A 16,021-nucleotide genomic window follows, 5' to 3' on the forward strand; every position below is an offset into this window, starting at 1 on the left:
TGGATGTTGAGTAGAAATAAGCAACTTGGGCTCGGGGGAATCATGAACAAGTTGCTTGTTGGTGCGGCAATGCTTGCCGCAGGCGTCTTCGGCGCGGATACATCTTTTGTTTCTTATATTAGAAGCTCTGCAGGGATGGCGGCCTTTGCGCAGGAGGCGCAAGGGACTTCGCCAGATGTTGGCGCACCATCGGACGGCGGCTTTGGTAATGGCGGGGCAGCGCTGGGTTCGGGAACAGCCTCCGGTACGGATGATGCTGGTGCAACGCCGGCGGCAAATGCCACGGGAGATGCCGCGCCCGCGGCCGAGGCTCCCGACGCGGCGGCCGAGGTAGGAACGACAGATCAGTCGACCGACAGCGAGGCCGCGCCCGAGGAGCCTGCCGCGACGACGTTGGCGACGACGACGACCTCCGAAAGCGGCGATCCGGAGGCGATCGGCACGCCGAAGGTGGATCTGCCGAAGAACTCTGGCAACGGCAATCTGGGCTATGCCATTGGCATCGACCTTTCGGACTTCCATGGCATCGAGCCGTCGATCGCGCTCACCTACGATTCTTCGCGCCGAACCAAGCTAGGTGCCCTCTACCAGGGCTGGCTGGGCTATGCCTGGGGTCTCGGCGGTTTCGATGTCATCGAGCGGGCAAGCCCGGGCTATGGCATGCCGGCCTTCGATGCCGCCTGTACAGCTCACCTCACCCCTGCCAAGCACCCTCTTTGCGTAGATCATCCATCGTCCGTGAAATGCCTTCGCGCAGGATCGCCACCGTGTCGTCGATCTGCTCTCGGCTGATGATCAGTGGCGGCGACATCACGCACATGTTGATCAGCGGCCGCACCAGGAGGCCGAGCTCATAGCAATGGGCATCGATACGTTTTCCGACATCCTTGTCGAGCTGCAGCGGGTCCTTGCTTTCGCGGTCGGCGACGCATTCGACACAGCCCATCAGTCCCAAGCCCCTCACCTCGCCGACCAGCGGCAACTCTTCCAGCGTCTTCAGCTGCGCCTGGAAATAGGGGGCGACCGCCTGCGTATGCGCAAGCACGCTTTCTTCCAGCAAATCGAGGTTTTTCAGCGCCACCGCACAGCCGACGGGGTGGCTGGTGTAGGTCAGCCCATGACCGAACATCGCATCGGGATGGTTCGAGCGGCGCAGTTGTTCCAGCAGCCGTTCCGAGATGATGACGCCGCCGAGCGGGAAAATAGCCCGAGGTGACGCCCTTGGCGAAAGTGATCATATCGGGATCGATGCCGAAGACCTCGCCCGAGGCGAAGACATGGCCAAGCCGGCCGAAGCCCGTCACCACCTCGTCGGAGACATAGAGGATGTCGTTGTCGCGGCAGATCTCGCGGATGCGCTTGAGATAGCCGTCGGGCGGCACGATGACACCGCCCGAGGCCTGCACGGGCTCACCAACGAAAGCGCCGATTCTGTCGGCGCCGACCCGGGCCACCGTGTCGCGGAACTGCTCGACCAGGAAATCGGTGAAGGCGGCAAGGCTCATGCCTTGCGGCCGGCGGAAAGGATCGGGCGAGGACAGCTTGATCACCAGCTCGTCGGCGCCATCCATCCAATCCCTGTCGCGCGGGCGGCCGTTGAGCGAGGCCTTCATCCTCAATTGTTTACGGCGGGAGGGCGAGCTCAGCCGCATGGAAGTAGCGGCGATGACGGGCCTCAGCCCAGCCGCAGTGTCTGGCGTTGCGGGCGAGTTGATCGAGGAAGGCATCGTTGTTGAAGGCAAGAGCGCGCAAAGCAGTGGCGGCCGTCGCCCGATACCGCTCAGTATCAATTACGCAAGGCATTGGTCCATCGGCTTCAAGCTATCGCAGCACCGGCTAGAGGGTACGCTCACCGACCTCTCCACCCAACCGATCGGCACTTGCGAGTTGCCGCTCGCTGACCATGAGCCGGCCACGGTCGCTGCAGCGGTCCAGAAGGGCGTCTCCACACTCCTGCGGAATAGGCGCGAAGGTCGTCAGAAACTTGTCGGTGTTGGCATGGCGATGCCCGGGCTGATCGACGTGAACAGAGGGATTTGCCTGGTATCGCAGCGCTTCGACTGGAGGGACGTGCCGATAGCGGCACTTATTGCATCACGCATCAGTGTGCCGGTCTGGGTCGACAACGACGTCAATGCATTCGCAATAGCTCAGCAGCTGTTCGGCCACGGGCGTCGGCGCAACTCAGTGCTGGTGCTGATCATTGGAACCGGCGTCGGGGCGGCGTTTATCTTCAACGGTCAGATCCATCGCCGTGCGCGTTTCGCTGCTGGCGAGATCGGATTCCCGGTCAAGGAAGACGCCGGCTCGATCGCCACCGAGGAGCGGCTGAGCTGGGATCGACGCTTGTCGGAACCGGCGATAGTCCGCGCTTGGCAGGAGATCCGCAAGCGCTCCCCCAAGACCCCTGTCGACCTTCAGCAGGCCGCAGCGAAGTGCGACCGGCTCGCATTAGAGTATCTGCGCGAAGTCGGTTGTGACATCGGGCGTCGGGTAACCGCAATGATCGATCTGGTCGATCCGGAAGTTGTCATCGTTGGAGGCGAGGCGGTCCGCTTCGGCCCTGCGCTCGTCGACCCCCTCGTGAACACTGTCAGAGAATCCTCGTTTGAGAAACCGCCAGCGGTCGAAATCGACTGGGACAACAATGTGTGGTCACGCGGGGCAGCAGCCCTGGCCATCCAGCAGTTTTTCGACTTTGAGAGCACGGCCGGATTTGAACGAAAAGCCAACGCGAGATGAGCGAGCCTGAGGACCCTCTCATGATCAAGGTAAGGCAGCTAGCCCAGGAAGCGCCAAGCCGACGGCACCGAGCACCGCATCATTCTCCGCCAGCTTTCCGATCATGACGCGGGTGCGCATCGGGGAAGGCACATCGCGTGCCTTCATCAGCGTGTGCTTTTCGTAGACCGCAACGAGAGGCTTGAGCAGCATGTCGCCTGCTCGCGTCATACGCCCGCTGACGATGACGAGCGGCGGATTGATGATCGTGCCGATAAGGGCGAGCCCTCGGCCGGCCTGTTCCGCCATGTCCTCGATCATTCGACGCGCGCCCACATCACCCTGGGACGCCATCGCCGACACGTCGTAAATAGTGATGATGCGCCCATAAAGCCTCGACATCTCTTGCAGGGAGCGATCGACGCCAATCTGAACTTCGAGGCATCCACGGTTGCCGCAGCGGCACAATCCGCCATTAGGCTCGATGCTCATGTGACCGAATTCGCCGCCCCCTCCGGCGACCCCAGTGATAACTTTGCCGTTGCGAACGATCGCGCCGCCCACACCGAGATCGAGTTTCAACAGGACGAAGTCTTCATAACCGGCGGCTGCACCCCACATCATTTCGGCCAGCGCCGAGCAGTTGCTCTCGTTGTCCGCGAAGACCGGCTTCTCCAACACGGCGCCGAAAATCTGCGAAATGTTCACTCCCGCCCAGGTTGGCATGCCGTTGGCGCGCTGCACCATGCCCCCAGGGCTGACCGGCCCGCAGACCGAGACGCCGACGCCGAGCAGGGCCGAGATGTCCAGCCCGCAAACCCCGTAAGCCACGGTCACGATGTCCCTCACGACGGCCGCCGCGCATTGGGGCGAATAGCCCGGTTCAACTTCGATACTTTTCTCCAAAATTACTGAATGTGAGACATCGGCGATCGCCAGGCGGATGTCCTGCTGGTTGAGGTGAACGCCCACGCACGTGCCGGCACGCGGATTGAGCGTTAGCGGGGTCGCCGGTCGGCCGATTGCCCTAGGGGTGCTATTGGTCGCAGGTCCCTCAATGACAATTTCCAAGAGCTTCAGCTCCCCCACCGCGGTTGACACGGTAGAGCGAGCAAGTCCGGTGAGCCGGGCAACCTGTGCGGCCGACAGTGGCCCGCGCTCACATAGCGCCCTCACGATTTGGCTGGTGACGAAAGCTGACGTTGCGTTGCCCAGCAACGATCTCAGCGCATTCTCATTCAAAATTTCGCCTCACATCCGGCGCCTCTGCGCAATTCGTTTGTCTCAAAAATTTCCCAGCCAAGCTTAGGCCTCCTGACCGATGATGTGGAGGGAGTGCCCTCACCGTGCTTCACCCTACAACTGGCAAGGTCCGCGACTTCACAATGCTCCGCAAGGTGGCCATTCTGGATACGGCAAAGCTGAGATGCCATCGCGTCGATTCTTCTGTTTGTGGACATATTCCAACGAAATCGCCTCCGTGCCTGCCGGAGAAGGCGTTTAAGGCTGCCACTTGGTCGTCTGCGGCCACGATGGCCGAGATCTGCAAAGTTCAAATCAGCGAAAGCGAATGAGGCCGCCATCCGATGCTTGTAGCCATGTACGCCAACGCCGCCTTGCGGAAGTCCCAATACTCGGCAGCCGCGACCTGTTAACGAAGATGGCGAAGCTCGAAGGACAATCGCGGCTCGCTCTGTTCGCTTCGTAGCTTGCCGTCCGCACCGCGAGCAACACGAGAACTGCCAACACCGCCTGAAACGCCTCGGCCATCATATCAAACAGTCTCGCTAGCAGGTACGCCCGTGCGAACCATTGACATCCGCGATCATCCTTGAAGTTGCTGCATAAGCGTCGAGAAGTCCGCAACTTCCCAATGCTCGGCGAGATGCCCATTTTCAATTCGGTAGAGCCGAAACGCCATTGTATTGATCTCTCTGCCAGTGGCCTTGACACCGGCGAAATCGCCTTTGTGCGTCCCGCGGACGGCATTCAGGACAGCAACCTGGTCGCCTTCGGCGACGATCGCCGAAATCGGTAGCTTCAGATCAGCAAACGCTGAGTGAAGCCCCGCGAAGTACTGCTTGAGCGCCTCGCGCCCCCGACCTTGCCCAGCCAGATGGTCGTCATAATCCTGCGTAACGATCTCGTCGAAGACGCTGAAATTCCCGCTTTCGATGGCGGCGAAGAATCGCCGCACCAGTGCTTTGTTCCCTTCTAAGTTTGAGGACATACCGCCTTCTCCAATTCAACCTTTCGCTGCCATCGTGGCGCGTGCTGGTCATCCGAGTTGAACGAATTCCTGGCCGGAAACACCACCGCCGAACTGCTGCGCACGGCCGCCTTCAGCGATACCGCCCAGATCGACGGCGGCGAAGCCGAGGCGCTCGACAAGGTCCACGACAGCGAGCCGAGCCGATGGATCGTCACCCGAGACGAACAGCACACGACGGCCGCCGAGCACCGCCGGGTCGGCCCCGAGGATTGCGGCCGGAAGCGTGTTGAAGGCCTTGACCACACGCGCACCCGGGACGGCGTCAGCAACGATCTCCGTCGACAAGCGACCCTTGAGGTCGCGCGGCGAGAACGCCGGGAAGTCGATCGCGTTCGTGGCGTCGACCACGATGCGGCTGTCCCATTCAACATCCTTCACTGCATCCTGTACTGCGTCGAAAGGGATAGCCAAAATGACGACGTCGGCCCGGAGAGCTTCGGAGGCAGTCACAGGCTTTACGATGGGCCCAAGTTCACTAACCAAACCAGCCAAGCTCTTTAGGCCCTTCGAGTTGGCGATGGCGATGTCGATTCCGTTGGCAACGAAACGCCGAGCGAGCGCGGTGCCGATCGCTCCCGATCCAACGATGGCGTAGTTCATCTTTTCGCCCTTCCTGATTCGTCAGCTTTCGCGGTCGGAGGCGGCTTTGCGTAACCGTTTCCCTTTCAGAACATTCCATTTGCATTGGCGCGAGGAATGTTTGGCGCGATCAACGGGGCCGAGTTCTGCGGATCGCCGACCACCTGCAAGGTGTCCCAATGCTCGATCGCTTTGCCGTTGGCATCCATTTTGTAGATGTCGACGCCGGCGATCCCGGTGTCATTCGGGTCGTCGTTGAAAAGATTCAGAAAATTCACATGGGCCCAGACGTAGTCGTCGAGGGCGATGATTTTGTGGACCACGACGCGCGCCAGAGCGCGTTCCTTGTTGATCTGGCCAAAAAACTGCGCCAGGGCGACTGGCCCATCTGCGATCAGGGGATTGTGCTGGATGTAACCCGGCGCGATGAACTTGGGCACATATTCTTCCGCCTTCTTCTGGTTGATCACCAGATCATAGAAGCCAAGGATGTTGTCCTTATTGCGAACGGCACGGCTGTCGTTGCCGTCTACGAGCTCAAGCATGGGGTATCTCCTTCTTATGAAGTGTGGATTTGCTGGAAGGCCCTAGCTCAGGCCGGCGACTTGAAGCCGGAGCCCATCCAGTTCAGCGTCGGACTTCTCGCGAGCTGCGCGGAGCATTTCGTCGGCGTCCTGTCCCAACGGCGCGCGGCTCGGTGCAGGTACCTGTTCGGCCAGTTCGACGATACGCTTCGCGGCCGCAGCCGACTCGAGCCCACTGCTCTGCATGCCGTTGAGCGTGTTCGCGAAGGTTTCGAATGTTTGACCGTATAACTCGCGCTGTTCAGAGGTCATATCGTCCGCGACCCGCTTTAGAGCGGCAGCCGTTTTCGCCGGTCCCCCAGTCTTCATATTGCCTGCCGCAGCCACCACGACATCGATGCCGAAGCGCTTCAGCTCGGCACGGTAGACGGCCGCAAATACCTCCATGGCGGCCTTCGATGCGCCTGATGGCCCATTGAACGGGAGCGGTACGCTGGCGGTCCAGGTGCTCACCTGGACGATGCGACCGCGCGCCTTCCTCAATGCGGGCAGGAACGCATTCATGACCGAGAGGGCGCCGAACACGTTGACGTCGAATTCGCGCCGGATGGCGTCGAGCGGCAAAATCTCGATCGGGCCGGGGGTAAGGATCCCTGCGTTGTTGATCAGAAGATCGAGGGCGCCATCGCCGAGCGCGTCGGACACGTCGTCAGCCCAGGCTTTCACGGCCTGTTCCTTGGTCATGTCGCAGACGGTCAGGCTGACGCGTCCACCGGAGGCGTCCTTCAGATCCTGGACCTCTGCGGCGGACATGGCCGTGCCGAAAACAGTATAGCCCTTGGCCGCCAGTCCGAGCGCGATGTCGCGGCCAAGGCCACCGCCAGCGCCGGTGACTGCGGCGGAGCGTCTCAAGTGTTCAGAAGAGTTCGGCATTTGAGGTCTCCTTTTCAGTCGGTGCCCCGTGCTTTGACCGCGCCGCGCGGACGATCGGCGCTACTTCGGTTCCGAGCAGCTCGATCGAGCGCTTCATCGCAGCGGTTTCGAGGGATGCCGTGCTCATTTGGAAGGTGATCCTCGATACGCCGCCGAGTGCGCTGTCGGCATCGAGCATCTTGCTGGCGACGGTGTCCGGATCACCGATCAGAAAGGCGCCCTCCGGGCCGCACATCGCCTCGACTGCTGGCGCGACGGTGCAAACCAACCGCGTTCGCGGCCAATCGTCGTTGTCAGATGCGCCCAGCCGGGGAAGAAGGCATCCTTGGCTTTTGCGATGGTCTCTCCGACGAAGCCCATCGCATGGGCACCGACTGTGAGTTGCTCAAGCGCGTGCCCGGCGCGCAGTCCGCTCTCGCGGTAGAGATCGACGAGCGGGCGGAAGCGCTCAAAGCTGCCGCCGATGATCGCGACCATCAGTGGGAGGCCGAGCGTTCCGGCGCGTGCGAAGGATTGCGGCGTACCTCCGACGCCGAGCCACACCGGCAGGCGCTGCTGATGCGGCCGGAGGAAAACGCCTTGCCCGGTGAGTGCCGGGCGGAAGCGCCCCTCCCACGCGAGGTGGGTCTTCTCGCGAAGCTTGAGGAAGAGCTCGAGTTTCTCCGCAAAAAGATCGTCATAGTCCTCCATCCGAAAGCCGAACAATGGATAGGCCTCACCGAAGGAACCGCGGCCAACGACGATCTCGGCACGCCCCTTCGCGATCAGGTCGAGGGTTGCAAACTCCTGAAACACCCGCACAGGATCGGCGGCGCTCAGGACCGTGACGGCGCTCGTGAGGCGGATACTCTTGGTGCGGGCAGCCGCGGCCGCCAGAATGATCGCGGGTGCGGAATCGAGGAATTCGGCACGGTGGTGCTCGCCGATGCCGAACACGTCGAGGCCGACGTCGTCGGCAACCTCGACCTCCTCGAGGAGATCGGCCATGCGGTCGGTTGCCGAAGGCAGTTTGCCCGTCGCCGGATCAGGGAGGATTGCCGCGAAACTGTCGACACCGATTTCCATAACACCTCCTTGCAATGTGTTGTCAGCCGCGGGGCGCAATGCGCAATGGGTCAGGAGGCAGCGGGATGAACTCGGTCTCGCCAGCGATCTCGGGAAAGCGCCCCTGCCGCCAGTCGTCCTTCGCCTGTTCGATCCGGTGCTTGGAGCTCGAGACGAAGTTCCAGTAGATGTGGCGCGGCTCGGGAAAGGGTTCTCCGCCCACCATCATCAGATGGGCGCCGCTGCGCGCTTGCAGCACGATCTCGGCGCCGGGCTTGAAGACCACGAACTGCGCTTCGCCGAGGCTGCCCGTCTGGCCCGCGACTTCAATCTCGCCCGAGACGACAAACATCGCGCGCTCGATATGCTGGGCTGGGACCTGCAGGCGCGCGCCGGGCTTGAGCACGACATCGACATACATCAGGTCCGAATAAACCGGCACCGGCGAGCGTTCTCCGAAAGCTTCGCCCGCAACGATGGTGAGCGAGACTCCGTCCGCTTCGAGCGCAGGCAAGAAGTCTTCGGCATGATGGGAGAAACCCGGCTCCATCTCTTCCAGGGCCTTGGGCAGGGCGACCCAGATCTGCTGGCCGAACATCGCCCCGCCCTGCGTCTGGAATTTCGCAGGCGAACGCTCCGAATGGACGATGCCCCTGCCCGCCGTCATCCAGTTCACGTCGCCGGGCCGGATTGTCTCGACATTGCCGGCGCTGTCCCGATGAACCATCTCGCCCTCGAGTAGATAGCTCAGCGTCGAAAGGCCGATATGCGGATGCGGCCGGATCTCCGGGCCGGCCCCGGCGCGGAACACGATCGGTCCGAAATGGTCGAGGAAGATGAAGGGACCGACCGTCCGGCGCTGCGCAGACGGCAGCGCGCGACGAACCTTGAAGCCATCACCAAGATCCCGAACAGGTGGAAGCAGAACCTCTTCCACCGCTAGGTCGACCGTCGCACTCGAAATGGTCATTGCCGCCTCCTGTGCGTGGCGTGGGTCAGGCGGCTTTAGCGAGCGCCTGCATTGCACCCGAGAGCGCAGCCTCGCGCGCTTCAGGCCCGAAGCCGATCTTCTCGGCGTGGATGAAAGTGACATCGGTCAGCCCGATGAAGCCCAGAAGGGTCCGCAGATAGGGTTCCTGGAAATCCATCGCCTGAGCGGGACCTTCAGAGTAAAGACCGCCCCGAGACTCGATGACGAAGACGCGCTTGCCGGTCAGCAGCCCCTGCGGACCCGCCTCCGAATAGCTGAACGTCTCGCCAGCACGCAGAACGTAATCGAACCAGGCGCGCAGGCCGGTCGGGATGCTGAAATTGTACATCGGCGCGCCAATCACGACGGCGTCCGCGGAGCGGAGTTCGGCAATCAGTTCGTCCGAAAGAGCTCGGGCGGCGAGTTCCGTGTCGGTCGCGGGCTCGCCGCGGACACCCGCCACATCGGCGGTGGTAAGATGCGGAACCGGCACGGTACCAAGGTCGCGACGAATAACGGTTGCGCCGGGGCTGGCCTCCAGCAAGCGGTGAACAGCTTCCTCGACCAGAATTTTGGAAACGGACCGGTCGCCAAGAACACTGCTGTTGAGGACCAGAATACTTGCCATAACACTCTCCTTGGTACTGACCGATCCAAGATGCTGTTCAAAGGCGCGCGACGGTAGCCTCGCACAGCGCCAAGCTGTGTCGCGAAAACTGGAACGGCTGCGTCGGACGTAAACCTAGATCGAGGCGGCTGCGTATTCACCGCAGCGGCGTGCCGAAGGCTGCATGACTATGCCCGTATAGCCTCGCCTGCCTGTTGCTTCGGTATATCGAGCGCGGTCACCGCTCGCTTTCCGCTTCCCGCCCACGGCCATGATCACCCGCGTGCGGCGCCTCGTATGTCTCCCAACGGCATCGACTGCACTGAAGCCAAGAAGGCCAGAACCGGATCGCATGATCCGTCGTTTCGTCCGCGGCTTTTTACTTCCGCAGCGTATTCCACGGTGCATCGCTGGAGACATCGACCACCTCGTACCCTGTCGGTCTGACGGAGGGTCCGAGGATTGCGGCGATCTTCGCGGGCTGGTCGCCGGTATTGAACGAGGCGTGCACGACATCTGCCGGGATGAAGGCGGAATCGCCGGGACCGAGGATGCGCTTCTCACGATCGATCCACTGCTCGACCTGCCCGGCAAGGACAAGCACCACCTCTTCTTGGTCGGGATGCTTGTGGAAACTGTGTCCTTTGCCCGGATCGAAATTGACCTCGATCACCGTGAGTTGCTTGGCGCCCGTACTGGGCGGATCGCTGAGCCGCCGGGACGATCCAAAGTCATCGACCTTGAGCTGGGCTTCATTCGCGATAACGAATCTACCAGGCATCGGATTGCTCCCCACATTTGTTCTCTGATTTGGCAGCTCTTGAGTTTGACCGAATGCCGCATCAAACGGCAGAGCGGCGCTCAATGCTCCACGCGCGCTAAGCGCAAGGACGTCTCTTCTCGTCTCCGTCATTGCTGCTCCTCCGGTGGAAGCGAGGCGCTTAATGTTGAGTGGTATCGCTCCGACGGTGCGATGCGGTAGCCCTGCTGTTGGTCAAGCTGTGTCGCGAAACGCGGAACGCTAATGTTGGACCTTGAAGACCTACAAACGGGTGTCGACGGGGCGAGCTTAACAGGTCTTCGCCTTCGGCGCTGCATCACGCGTCGAATGGATATGTTTCGATGGGCCGGCGCAGCCGGAACGCGGAATTGTAAAACGCGGTAGCCTCTACGGCTCCGGCGATCGGCAGTTGATGCACCGCAGAGAACGCCGAAGCTCCGGTAAACATCAGCGAGCCGTCCCCGGACCAGATTTCCCCAGCGTAAAACTCCAGTGCCGACCGCACGAATTCGCACACGGCCAGGGGACCGCCGGGAACCGCCGAGCCGATGACCCGCAATCCGAACGCCTTGACGACCTGCGGATTGTCCGCACTGATTTCGCCGACCAATTGGCTGGGGCGGAAAATCCCTTGCGCCAGCACAACGTCGGCCGGTCGCGACAACCGGCCCGTGACCAGCCCGTACACATTGGACTGGTTCATGTCGAAATCGATCTCGCCCAGCAGCTTCGGATACCCCTCTCTCTCTCCCGCCCGGCGAGCATTCCTCGTTCGTTCGAAATGAAGATGTGCGGAACAAATCCGACCTCTTCGCCGCGGAAACGCGCGTGGATGATGTGGATGTATTCCCAGAACGGACCGACGCTGCTGAACCCGTAGGACAGGAACGTCACCGACACTTTGGTGTCTTGTTCGATTTCCAGGTCGGCAGGCAGCAACGCCGCCGCCGCCTCCGCATTCGTCCGATAGCTGAACGTCACCTGGTTCACGCCCCTGAACGACGCGTTTGTGAAACTCAGAGGGTCTGTATGTACTGGCATCGTTTGTGCCAGGATCCCGAGTCAGTTTGCCACGCATTGTCACGTCGCTCCTTCCGCCAAGTTTCCGGTCCCCAAGCCGAGCCTGCATCGAGAAGCGAGCCCCGGGGGGCGTCATTCAGAGAGCCGAGGCTGCCTGCGAGGCGATCACTGCGTGGCGCCCGCAACTCGCCATCAGCAGCCAGTCATGGCGCATCTCGTCAGGGAAAACGCTGCGGCCTTGCGAGCTTCTGAGCCTCGGGCATGTACCACTTGATGACGTCCCGGGCCGGGTCGGCGAGCGCCGACTTCCAATCGCGGAACAGCTCGGTGACCAGCGCGAGAGACGTATTCGGGACCGCACCGGCTGCCGTCAGGCGTTCGATCGCGGTGCGGTGGGCGAGCTGTGACATGCCGCCAACCGCGTCGACGACGAACATGGCTTCGTAGCCATCGTCCATTGCGTCGATGACCGGGAATGCCAGACAGATCTCGGTGTAGAGCGCGCCGAAGATCAGCCTCTTCTGCCCGTCTTTTCGACAGCGGCCCGGAATGCGGCATCTTCCCAGGCATCCATCGAGCTTCGGTCGATGACTTCGACGTCGCACAGTTCGTCCCTGATCGAAGCTCGGGTCGGACCGTTCACGCCCATCTCAACGCCGACCGTGCTCAGCACCACAGGGATGTTGAAAGCTTTGGCGGCCCTGATCAGAAACCGGACGTTCAGATCGATCTCGTCCGGTGTCGTCTCGGACTTCACGTTCTCCAACATCTCTTTCTGATAGTCGATCAGGATGAGCGCGACCTGTTCCGCAGTCCAGACACCGTGGGCTTCACTCATAACGATTTCCTTTGTCTGGGCATGAGTAGGACACGCGACCGGGTTTGCTGATGCCCGGTCGTCCCAAATCATCGGCTGGTTTGCTTCAATGCACGGGCTGGGTCCGGCGGGCATCCAGGCTTAACGAGCCCGCGCCGAAGGCAGCGACCTGAAGCAGACCACCGGCAATAGCGATGTTCTTGAGGAAATGGATCAGTTGGTTCTGGTCCGCGAGATCATGGTGAAACGCCAACGCGGCCGCCACGCTAAAGCCCGCCAGGACCAGGGCGATGATCCGTGTCTGATATCCAATCACGAGCAACACCCCGCCTCCGACCTCGACGATGATCGCGATCAGGTAGCCGAGAAGCGGTGCCGGAAGACCCGCCGAGGCGATATAGCCTTGTGCCATCGCGGGGGCCGCGATCTTGCCGAGGCCGCTCAGAAGAAACAGAACGGCGATCAGCACACGGCCGGCAGCCGCAAGTGTCGTGGTTTGATTTTGCATTCGTGATACCTGCGCTGTCTGAAAAGGGTGGTCAGAGGCCCATCGGCCTCCACCAATCCACACATATCGTTCCAGAAGGCGATGTGGTAGTGTTACACCAAGCCAAGCTGTGTCGCGAAAAGTGGAACGCTCATGTTGGACCTTGAGGACCTGCAAACATTTGTCGAAGTGGCCGATGCTGGCGGCGTCTCGCCGGCCGCCCGCCGGCTCGGGGTCTCCAAATCCATCGTCAGCCGGCGGCTGTTCCGGCTGGAAGCGGAACTTGGTGTGCAGCTTCTCGCACGGACCACCCGGGGCGCCGCGCTGACCGAAGCCGGCGTCACGTTCCGCGACCACGCGGCCCGTGTCTGCACCGAGATCGACGTCGCGCGGGAGACCATCTTGCCCGCTGGCGAGCTACGCGGGCGCCTGCGGATCGCAGCGCCGCTCTCCTTCGGAACAACACATCTGGCGCCGGTGTTTGCAGAACTTGCGAAGCGCCACCCGCTGCTGAGCGTGCATGCGTCTTACAGTGATCGCTTCGTCGATCTTGTCGGAGAGGGTTTCGACTGCGCCGTACGTGTCGGCTATCTCGTCGACTCCAACCTGATCGCGCGTCGCATAGGACCTATCCACGGAAGGCTCGTCGCGAGTCCGGATTACATCAAGGAGCATGGAGCTCCAGAGACGCTTGACGACCTTCCGATGCACCAAGCCGTGTTGCAGGGTACGGAAGCTTGGCAACTTATCGACGCAGACAAGACTGTTACCGCTCACCCGCAGGGACGGTTCAAGGCGGACAACGGCGTCGCGCTCGTCGCCGCGGCAGTGGCGGGCCTAGGGATCGCCGCGCTGCCGGATTTCCTGACCGAGGACCATTTGGCTTCCGGCGCCTTGGTGCCGGTGATGACACGCTATCAGTTTCCTGAGGCCGGCATATATGTCGTCCGACCGCCGGGACAGCACCCGGCGCGGAAAATCCGGGTGCTCACCGAACTGATGATCCAACATTTCGGCTCGGCGCCGGGATAGGGTAAAGGCGAACCAAGGCGCACCCGTGAGCATCGAGATTGATCGCGGCCTCCACCGGCGCGCCGATTACAAGTCAGCTCCCGACAGTATCGCCGGCACTGCAACAGGCGTCTCCAGAGTGTTCAGGACGAAAAGCAGTTGCCGATCTTCCGCTTCATCTAAAGTTCTTGGATGGCAAGAGCTGTCAGGAATCGGGCGACATAGGGGCCCAACGCTACATTTCGCATCACTCATGCGAGTCCAATGTCACGGCGATGCGGTGATGCCGCCGCAGACGTAGACGTAGAGCGTACGGCCGTTGATAAAACCTTCAGGCATCGGAGGCGAGGAAGACGCCGCCACCGCGCCCTTGCTGCGCGGGTTCCGACGACGCTTCGCTCAGGTCCGTACCCTAAGGGCTTGCTCCAGCCGATCGGCAATCTGTGTGACGATATAGGCAATAACCATATAGATCACGACGGCAATTACGAAGGCTTCGAGGTAGTAGAAGTTCAGCGCGGCGGTCAGCTGGGACTGGGCGAATATATCGACGACCTCGATGGCAAATCCGAGTGAAAGCGCCTTCATGATGACCATCATCGAGGTTGTCAGGTCGGGAATTGCGTGAGAGCCACCTGAGGAAACAGAATCCGTCGGAACAATTGGCCGACGATGGCAGATGCGGCTCCAATTGGTGGAACCTCCTAGTGAGAAACGGAGGTGCCGGATACTGGCCGCTCAAATTTCTATTGTAGCTAGCTTAACTTTAAGTATAGTTGATCATCTAAATTTCTCTGTAACGCCGGCAATTCTCGGATGGGGTTTATGCCTTCCATTCGAGGAAACGCGCGGGCCTTGTTTGCCGATCACGGCAACTCCGTGAGTGCCATCGATGAACTGATATTCCCAGTGCCAAAAAGCTTCTGTTTCTAGCGACGAATTTACTGTCAGGACGATAACATGCGGGTCGTTAGTGCCATTTGGATTTTGCTTCGTCGACTGCCACGGCCCTTGCTGTCCGTCACGCTGCTGGGCTGGGCTTTTATGGTCTGGTCAAAGATGGTTCCCACAACACCTGATCTTTGTTTAAGGGGAACATTCGCGCAGGCGCTTACGGCTAGGGCTGAAGCGGCGGTTGCAGGGGTGACCTGACGCTGGTCGCGTTATCGTGGTGCGCTATGCTGATGGGGATGATGGCCCCGCTGCTGGCGGCGCCGTTGGCCCATGTTTGGCAGCAGACCATTGGGCCTCCGCGGTAGCACGCAAGTTTGCTGTTCATGTTTCCCTACCTCTTGGTCTGGCTGGCAGTCGGCGTCGTCCTGATCCCGATTGTGGACCTGATCCAGGTGTCATTCTTGCCAGCGCTCTTCGGCGGGGCCATCGCTCTGATTCAAAGGCCGCAAGCGCCACATCATTACCGACACCGAGGGACACTTGGTCGGGCTGACGGTGCACACGGCTAACATCCAGGACAGGGATGGGGCAGTCGGCGTCAGCGCCTCCATTCGACGGCTTTATCCCTGGTTACGCCATCTGTTCGCCGACGGCGCCTATGCCGGAGAAAAACTGTCGCAGGCTCTGGCCAATCTCGGCACATGGACCATCGAAATTATCAAGCGCTCCGGCGCGGCCAAGGGCTTTGAGGTGGCTCTTCTCCGCTCGACGATGTGGAAAGGATAGGACTGGCATTCGCGTCGTGTAACTTAGACGTCCGCGCCTTAATGCGGCAAGACCGGTCGCATCTATGTTTGAGGGCATCGCGTTGAAACACCAAGAGCGCTAAGGGAGAACAAGCGGTGATTTTGGTGGGCGATCGCTATGATCGCTGCCCGGGTCGCCCGCAGTCAACTGTGCCGGCCATGGGAACGAGTTAGGAGCGCCAAATCCGGCTATTTAGTTGCGCGCGAGGAACATGAAAGCCGCGATCAGCCTTCGGTAGTTCCGGCCTGTCTGGAGCACCTATCAAATTGCTCTAGTCGACTGGAATCGCGCCAAATCACCAGTACATACATCGGCTACTTGAGCTTCGCCTCAAGCTTTTCGTCCCCAAAAGAATTACCTCCCAGGTGTGGCTCGATATCCGAAGCTTTATGATCCTATCCCACATCCGAGATATCCCCTCCGATCGATAATAGTGTTGCAGACGCGCCACTGCAATTGCTTACCGCGATCACTTCCGAGGATTGCTGATCCCGAGGACGTACATCAATAGGGCGTGGCGAGGATCGACTCGCCTCAGCCAATCGGACCGAGCG

14 protein-coding genes and 5 pseudogenes are annotated in these 16,021 nt (G+C 61.0%); 4 read left to right on the forward strand and 15 right to left on the reverse strand.

Annotation, left to right across the window (positions count from 1 at the left end):
• Window positions 1-42 precede the first annotated feature (42 nt).
• A complete protein-coding gene (locus tag NKI79_RS18145) occupies window positions 43-792 on the forward strand; it encodes a hypothetical protein (protein ID WP_352803260.1) in 750 nt (249 codons plus the stop codon).
• Here the strand turns inward: NKI79_RS18145 and NKI79_RS18150 are convergent.
• Window positions 695-1,613: pseudogene (locus tag NKI79_RS18150) on the reverse strand (aminotransferase class III-fold pyridoxal phosphate-dependent enzyme); the annotation flags it as partial. The gene NKI79_RS18145 and the pseudogene NKI79_RS18150 overlap by 98 nt on opposite strands.
• Window positions 1,614-1,665: 52 nt before the next feature.
• On the opposite strand from NKI79_RS18150, the gene NKI79_RS18155 reads away from it, so the two are divergent.
• Entirely contained in the window at window positions 1,666-2,742 is a 1,077-nt protein-coding gene (locus NKI79_RS18155) for an ROK family protein (protein WP_352755701.1), read from the forward strand.
• Window positions 2,743-2,766: 24 nt separating this feature from the next.
• On the opposite strand, the gene NKI79_RS18160 is transcribed toward NKI79_RS18155, so the two are convergent.
• From NKI79_RS18160 to NKI79_RS18220, 13 genes and pseudogenes are all read right to left on the reverse strand, one after another.
• Complete coding sequence (locus NKI79_RS18160; RefSeq protein ID WP_352803263.1) at window positions 2,767-3,792, reverse strand: ROK family protein; 1,026 nt, start codon at window positions 3,790-3,792, stop codon at window positions 2,767-2,769.
• A 754-nt stretch (window positions 3,793-4,546) separates the two neighbouring features.
• Window positions 4,547-4,951 (reverse strand): ester cyclase, encoded by a 405-nt coding sequence (locus NKI79_RS18165; RefSeq protein WP_352620138.1) that lies wholly within the window; start codon window positions 4,949-4,951, stop codon window positions 4,547-4,549.
• A gap of 48 nt (window positions 4,952-4,999) precedes the next feature.
• The gene (locus NKI79_RS18170; protein WP_023721580.1) at window positions 5,000-5,593 is read right to left on the reverse strand and encodes an NADPH-dependent F420 reductase; all 594 of its coding nucleotides are present in this window, start codon (window positions 5,591-5,593) and stop codon (window positions 5,000-5,002) included.
• A 65-nt stretch (window positions 5,594-5,658) separates the two neighbouring features.
• Window positions 5,659-6,117 carry a nuclear transport factor 2 family protein gene (locus NKI79_RS18175; protein ID WP_023721579.1) on the reverse strand — a complete coding sequence of 153 codons (459 nt, stop codon included), beginning with the start codon at window positions 6,115-6,117 and terminating at the stop codon, window positions 5,659-5,661.
• Window positions 6,118-6,159: 42 nt separating this feature from the next.
• Window positions 6,160-7,029, reverse strand: coding sequence for an SDR family NAD(P)-dependent oxidoreductase (locus NKI79_RS18180; RefSeq protein ID WP_352620137.1), 870 nt, complete (start codon window positions 7,027-7,029; stop codon window positions 6,160-6,162).
• Window positions 7,013-8,094 (reverse strand): annotated as a pseudogene (locus tag NKI79_RS18185) (Atu2307/SP_0267 family LLM class monooxygenase). The gene NKI79_RS18180 and the pseudogene NKI79_RS18185 overlap by 17 nt, the downstream one beginning before the upstream one ends.
• A gap of 22 nt (window positions 8,095-8,116) precedes the next feature.
• Entirely contained in the window at window positions 8,117-9,043 is a 927-nt protein-coding gene (locus NKI79_RS18190; protein WP_352803265.1) for a pirin family protein, read from the reverse strand.
• 25 nt (window positions 9,044-9,068) lie between these two features.
• Window positions 9,069-9,671, reverse strand: a complete 603-nt coding sequence (locus tag NKI79_RS18195; protein ID WP_352620136.1) for an FMN-dependent NADH-azoreductase — start codon at window positions 9,669-9,671, stop codon at window positions 9,069-9,071.
• 358 nt (window positions 9,672-10,029) lie between these two features.
• Window positions 10,030-10,563, reverse strand: coding sequence for a cupin domain-containing protein (locus tag NKI79_RS18200; RefSeq protein WP_352620135.1), 534 nt, complete (start codon window positions 10,561-10,563; stop codon window positions 10,030-10,032).
• A 184-nt stretch (window positions 10,564-10,747) separates the two neighbouring features.
• Window positions 10,748-11,134, reverse strand: a complete 387-nt coding sequence (locus tag NKI79_RS18205; protein WP_352620134.1) for an acetoacetate decarboxylase family protein — start codon at window positions 11,132-11,134, stop codon at window positions 10,748-10,750.
• The gene (locus tag NKI79_RS18210) at window positions 11,131-11,472 is read right to left on the reverse strand and encodes an acetoacetate decarboxylase family protein (protein WP_352620133.1); all 342 of its coding nucleotides are present in this window, start codon (window positions 11,470-11,472) and stop codon (window positions 11,131-11,133) included. The genes NKI79_RS18205 and NKI79_RS18210 overlap by 4 nt, the downstream gene beginning before the upstream one ends.
• 197 nt (window positions 11,473-11,669) lie before the next feature.
• Window positions 11,670-12,403: pseudogene (locus NKI79_RS18215) on the reverse strand (isochorismatase family protein).
• Window positions 12,375-12,776: a DoxX family protein gene (locus tag NKI79_RS18220; RefSeq protein WP_352620132.1), complete on the reverse strand. Its 402-nt coding sequence runs from the start codon at window positions 12,774-12,776 to the stop codon at window positions 12,375-12,377. Before NKI79_RS18220 ends, NKI79_RS18215 begins: the two are co-directional and overlap by 29 nt.
• Before the next feature lie 135 nt (window positions 12,777-12,911).
• Here NKI79_RS18220 and NKI79_RS18225 point away from each other — a divergent pair, with 135 nt between their 5' ends.
• Window positions 12,912-13,787, forward strand: a complete 876-nt coding sequence (locus tag NKI79_RS18225) for a LysR family transcriptional regulator (protein WP_352620153.1) — start codon at window positions 12,912-12,914, stop codon at window positions 13,785-13,787.
• A gap of 378 nt (window positions 13,788-14,165) precedes the next feature.
• Here the strand turns inward: NKI79_RS18225 and NKI79_RS18230 are convergent.
• A pseudogene (locus NKI79_RS18230) lies at window positions 14,166-14,431 on the reverse strand (ABC transporter permease family protein); the annotation flags it as partial.
• Window positions 14,432-15,158: 727 nt separating this feature from the next.
• Between NKI79_RS18230 and NKI79_RS18235 the strand changes: the two are divergent.
• Window positions 15,159-15,413, forward strand: a pseudogene (locus NKI79_RS18235) (IS5/IS1182 family transposase); the annotation flags it as partial.
• Window positions 15,414-16,021: the final 608 nt, after the last annotated feature.

Source organism: Mesorhizobium sp. M0340 (assembly GCF_040321535.1).
Taxonomy (GTDB): Bacteria; Pseudomonadota; Alphaproteobacteria; order Rhizobiales; family Rhizobiaceae; genus Mesorhizobium.

What these genes read in the sequence shown, in the direction of transcription:
- NKI79_RS18145 (WP_352803260.1), top strand. Translation starts at nt 43, where the DNA reads ATGAACAAGTTGCTTGTTGGTGCGGCAATGCTTGCCGCAGGCGTCTTC.
- NKI79_RS18155 (WP_352755701.1), top strand. Translation starts at nt 1,666, where the DNA reads ATGACGGGCCTCAGCCCAGCCGCAGTGTCTGGCGTTGCGGGCGAGTTG.
- NKI79_RS18165 (WP_352620138.1), bottom strand. Translation starts at nt 4,951, where the DNA reads ATGTCCTCAAACTTAGAAGGGAACAAAGCACTGGTGCGGCGATTCTTC.
- NKI79_RS18170 (WP_023721580.1), bottom strand. Translation starts at nt 5,593, where the DNA reads ATGAACTACGCCATCGTTGGATCGGGAGCGATCGGCACCGCGCTCGCT.
- NKI79_RS18175 (WP_023721579.1), bottom strand. Translation starts at nt 6,117, where the DNA reads ATGCTTGAGCTCGTAGACGGCAACGACAGCCGTGCCGTTCGCAATAAG.
- NKI79_RS18180 (WP_352620137.1), bottom strand. Translation starts at nt 7,029, where the DNA reads ATGCCGAACTCTTCTGAACACTTGAGACGCTCCGCCGCAGTCACCGGC.
- NKI79_RS18190 (WP_352803265.1), bottom strand. Translation starts at nt 9,043, where the DNA reads ATGACCATTTCGAGTGCGACGGTCGACCTAGCGGTGGAAGAGGTTCTG.
- NKI79_RS18195 (WP_352620136.1), bottom strand. Translation starts at nt 9,671, where the DNA reads ATGGCAAGTATTCTGGTCCTCAACAGCAGTGTTCTTGGCGACCGGTCC.
- NKI79_RS18200 (WP_352620135.1), bottom strand. Translation starts at nt 10,563, where the DNA reads ATGACGGAGACGAGAAGAGACGTCCTTGCGCTTAGCGCGCGTGGAGCA.
- NKI79_RS18205 (WP_352620134.1), bottom strand. Translation starts at nt 11,134, where the DNA reads ATGAACCAGTCCAATGTGTACGGGCTGGTCACGGGCCGGTTGTCGCGA.
- NKI79_RS18210 (WP_352620133.1), bottom strand. Translation starts at nt 11,472, where the DNA reads ATGCCAGTACATACAGACCCTCTGAGTTTCACAAACGCGTCGTTCAGG.
- NKI79_RS18220 (WP_352620132.1), bottom strand. Translation starts at nt 12,776, where the DNA reads ATGCAAAATCAAACCACGACACTTGCGGCTGCCGGCCGTGTGCTGATC.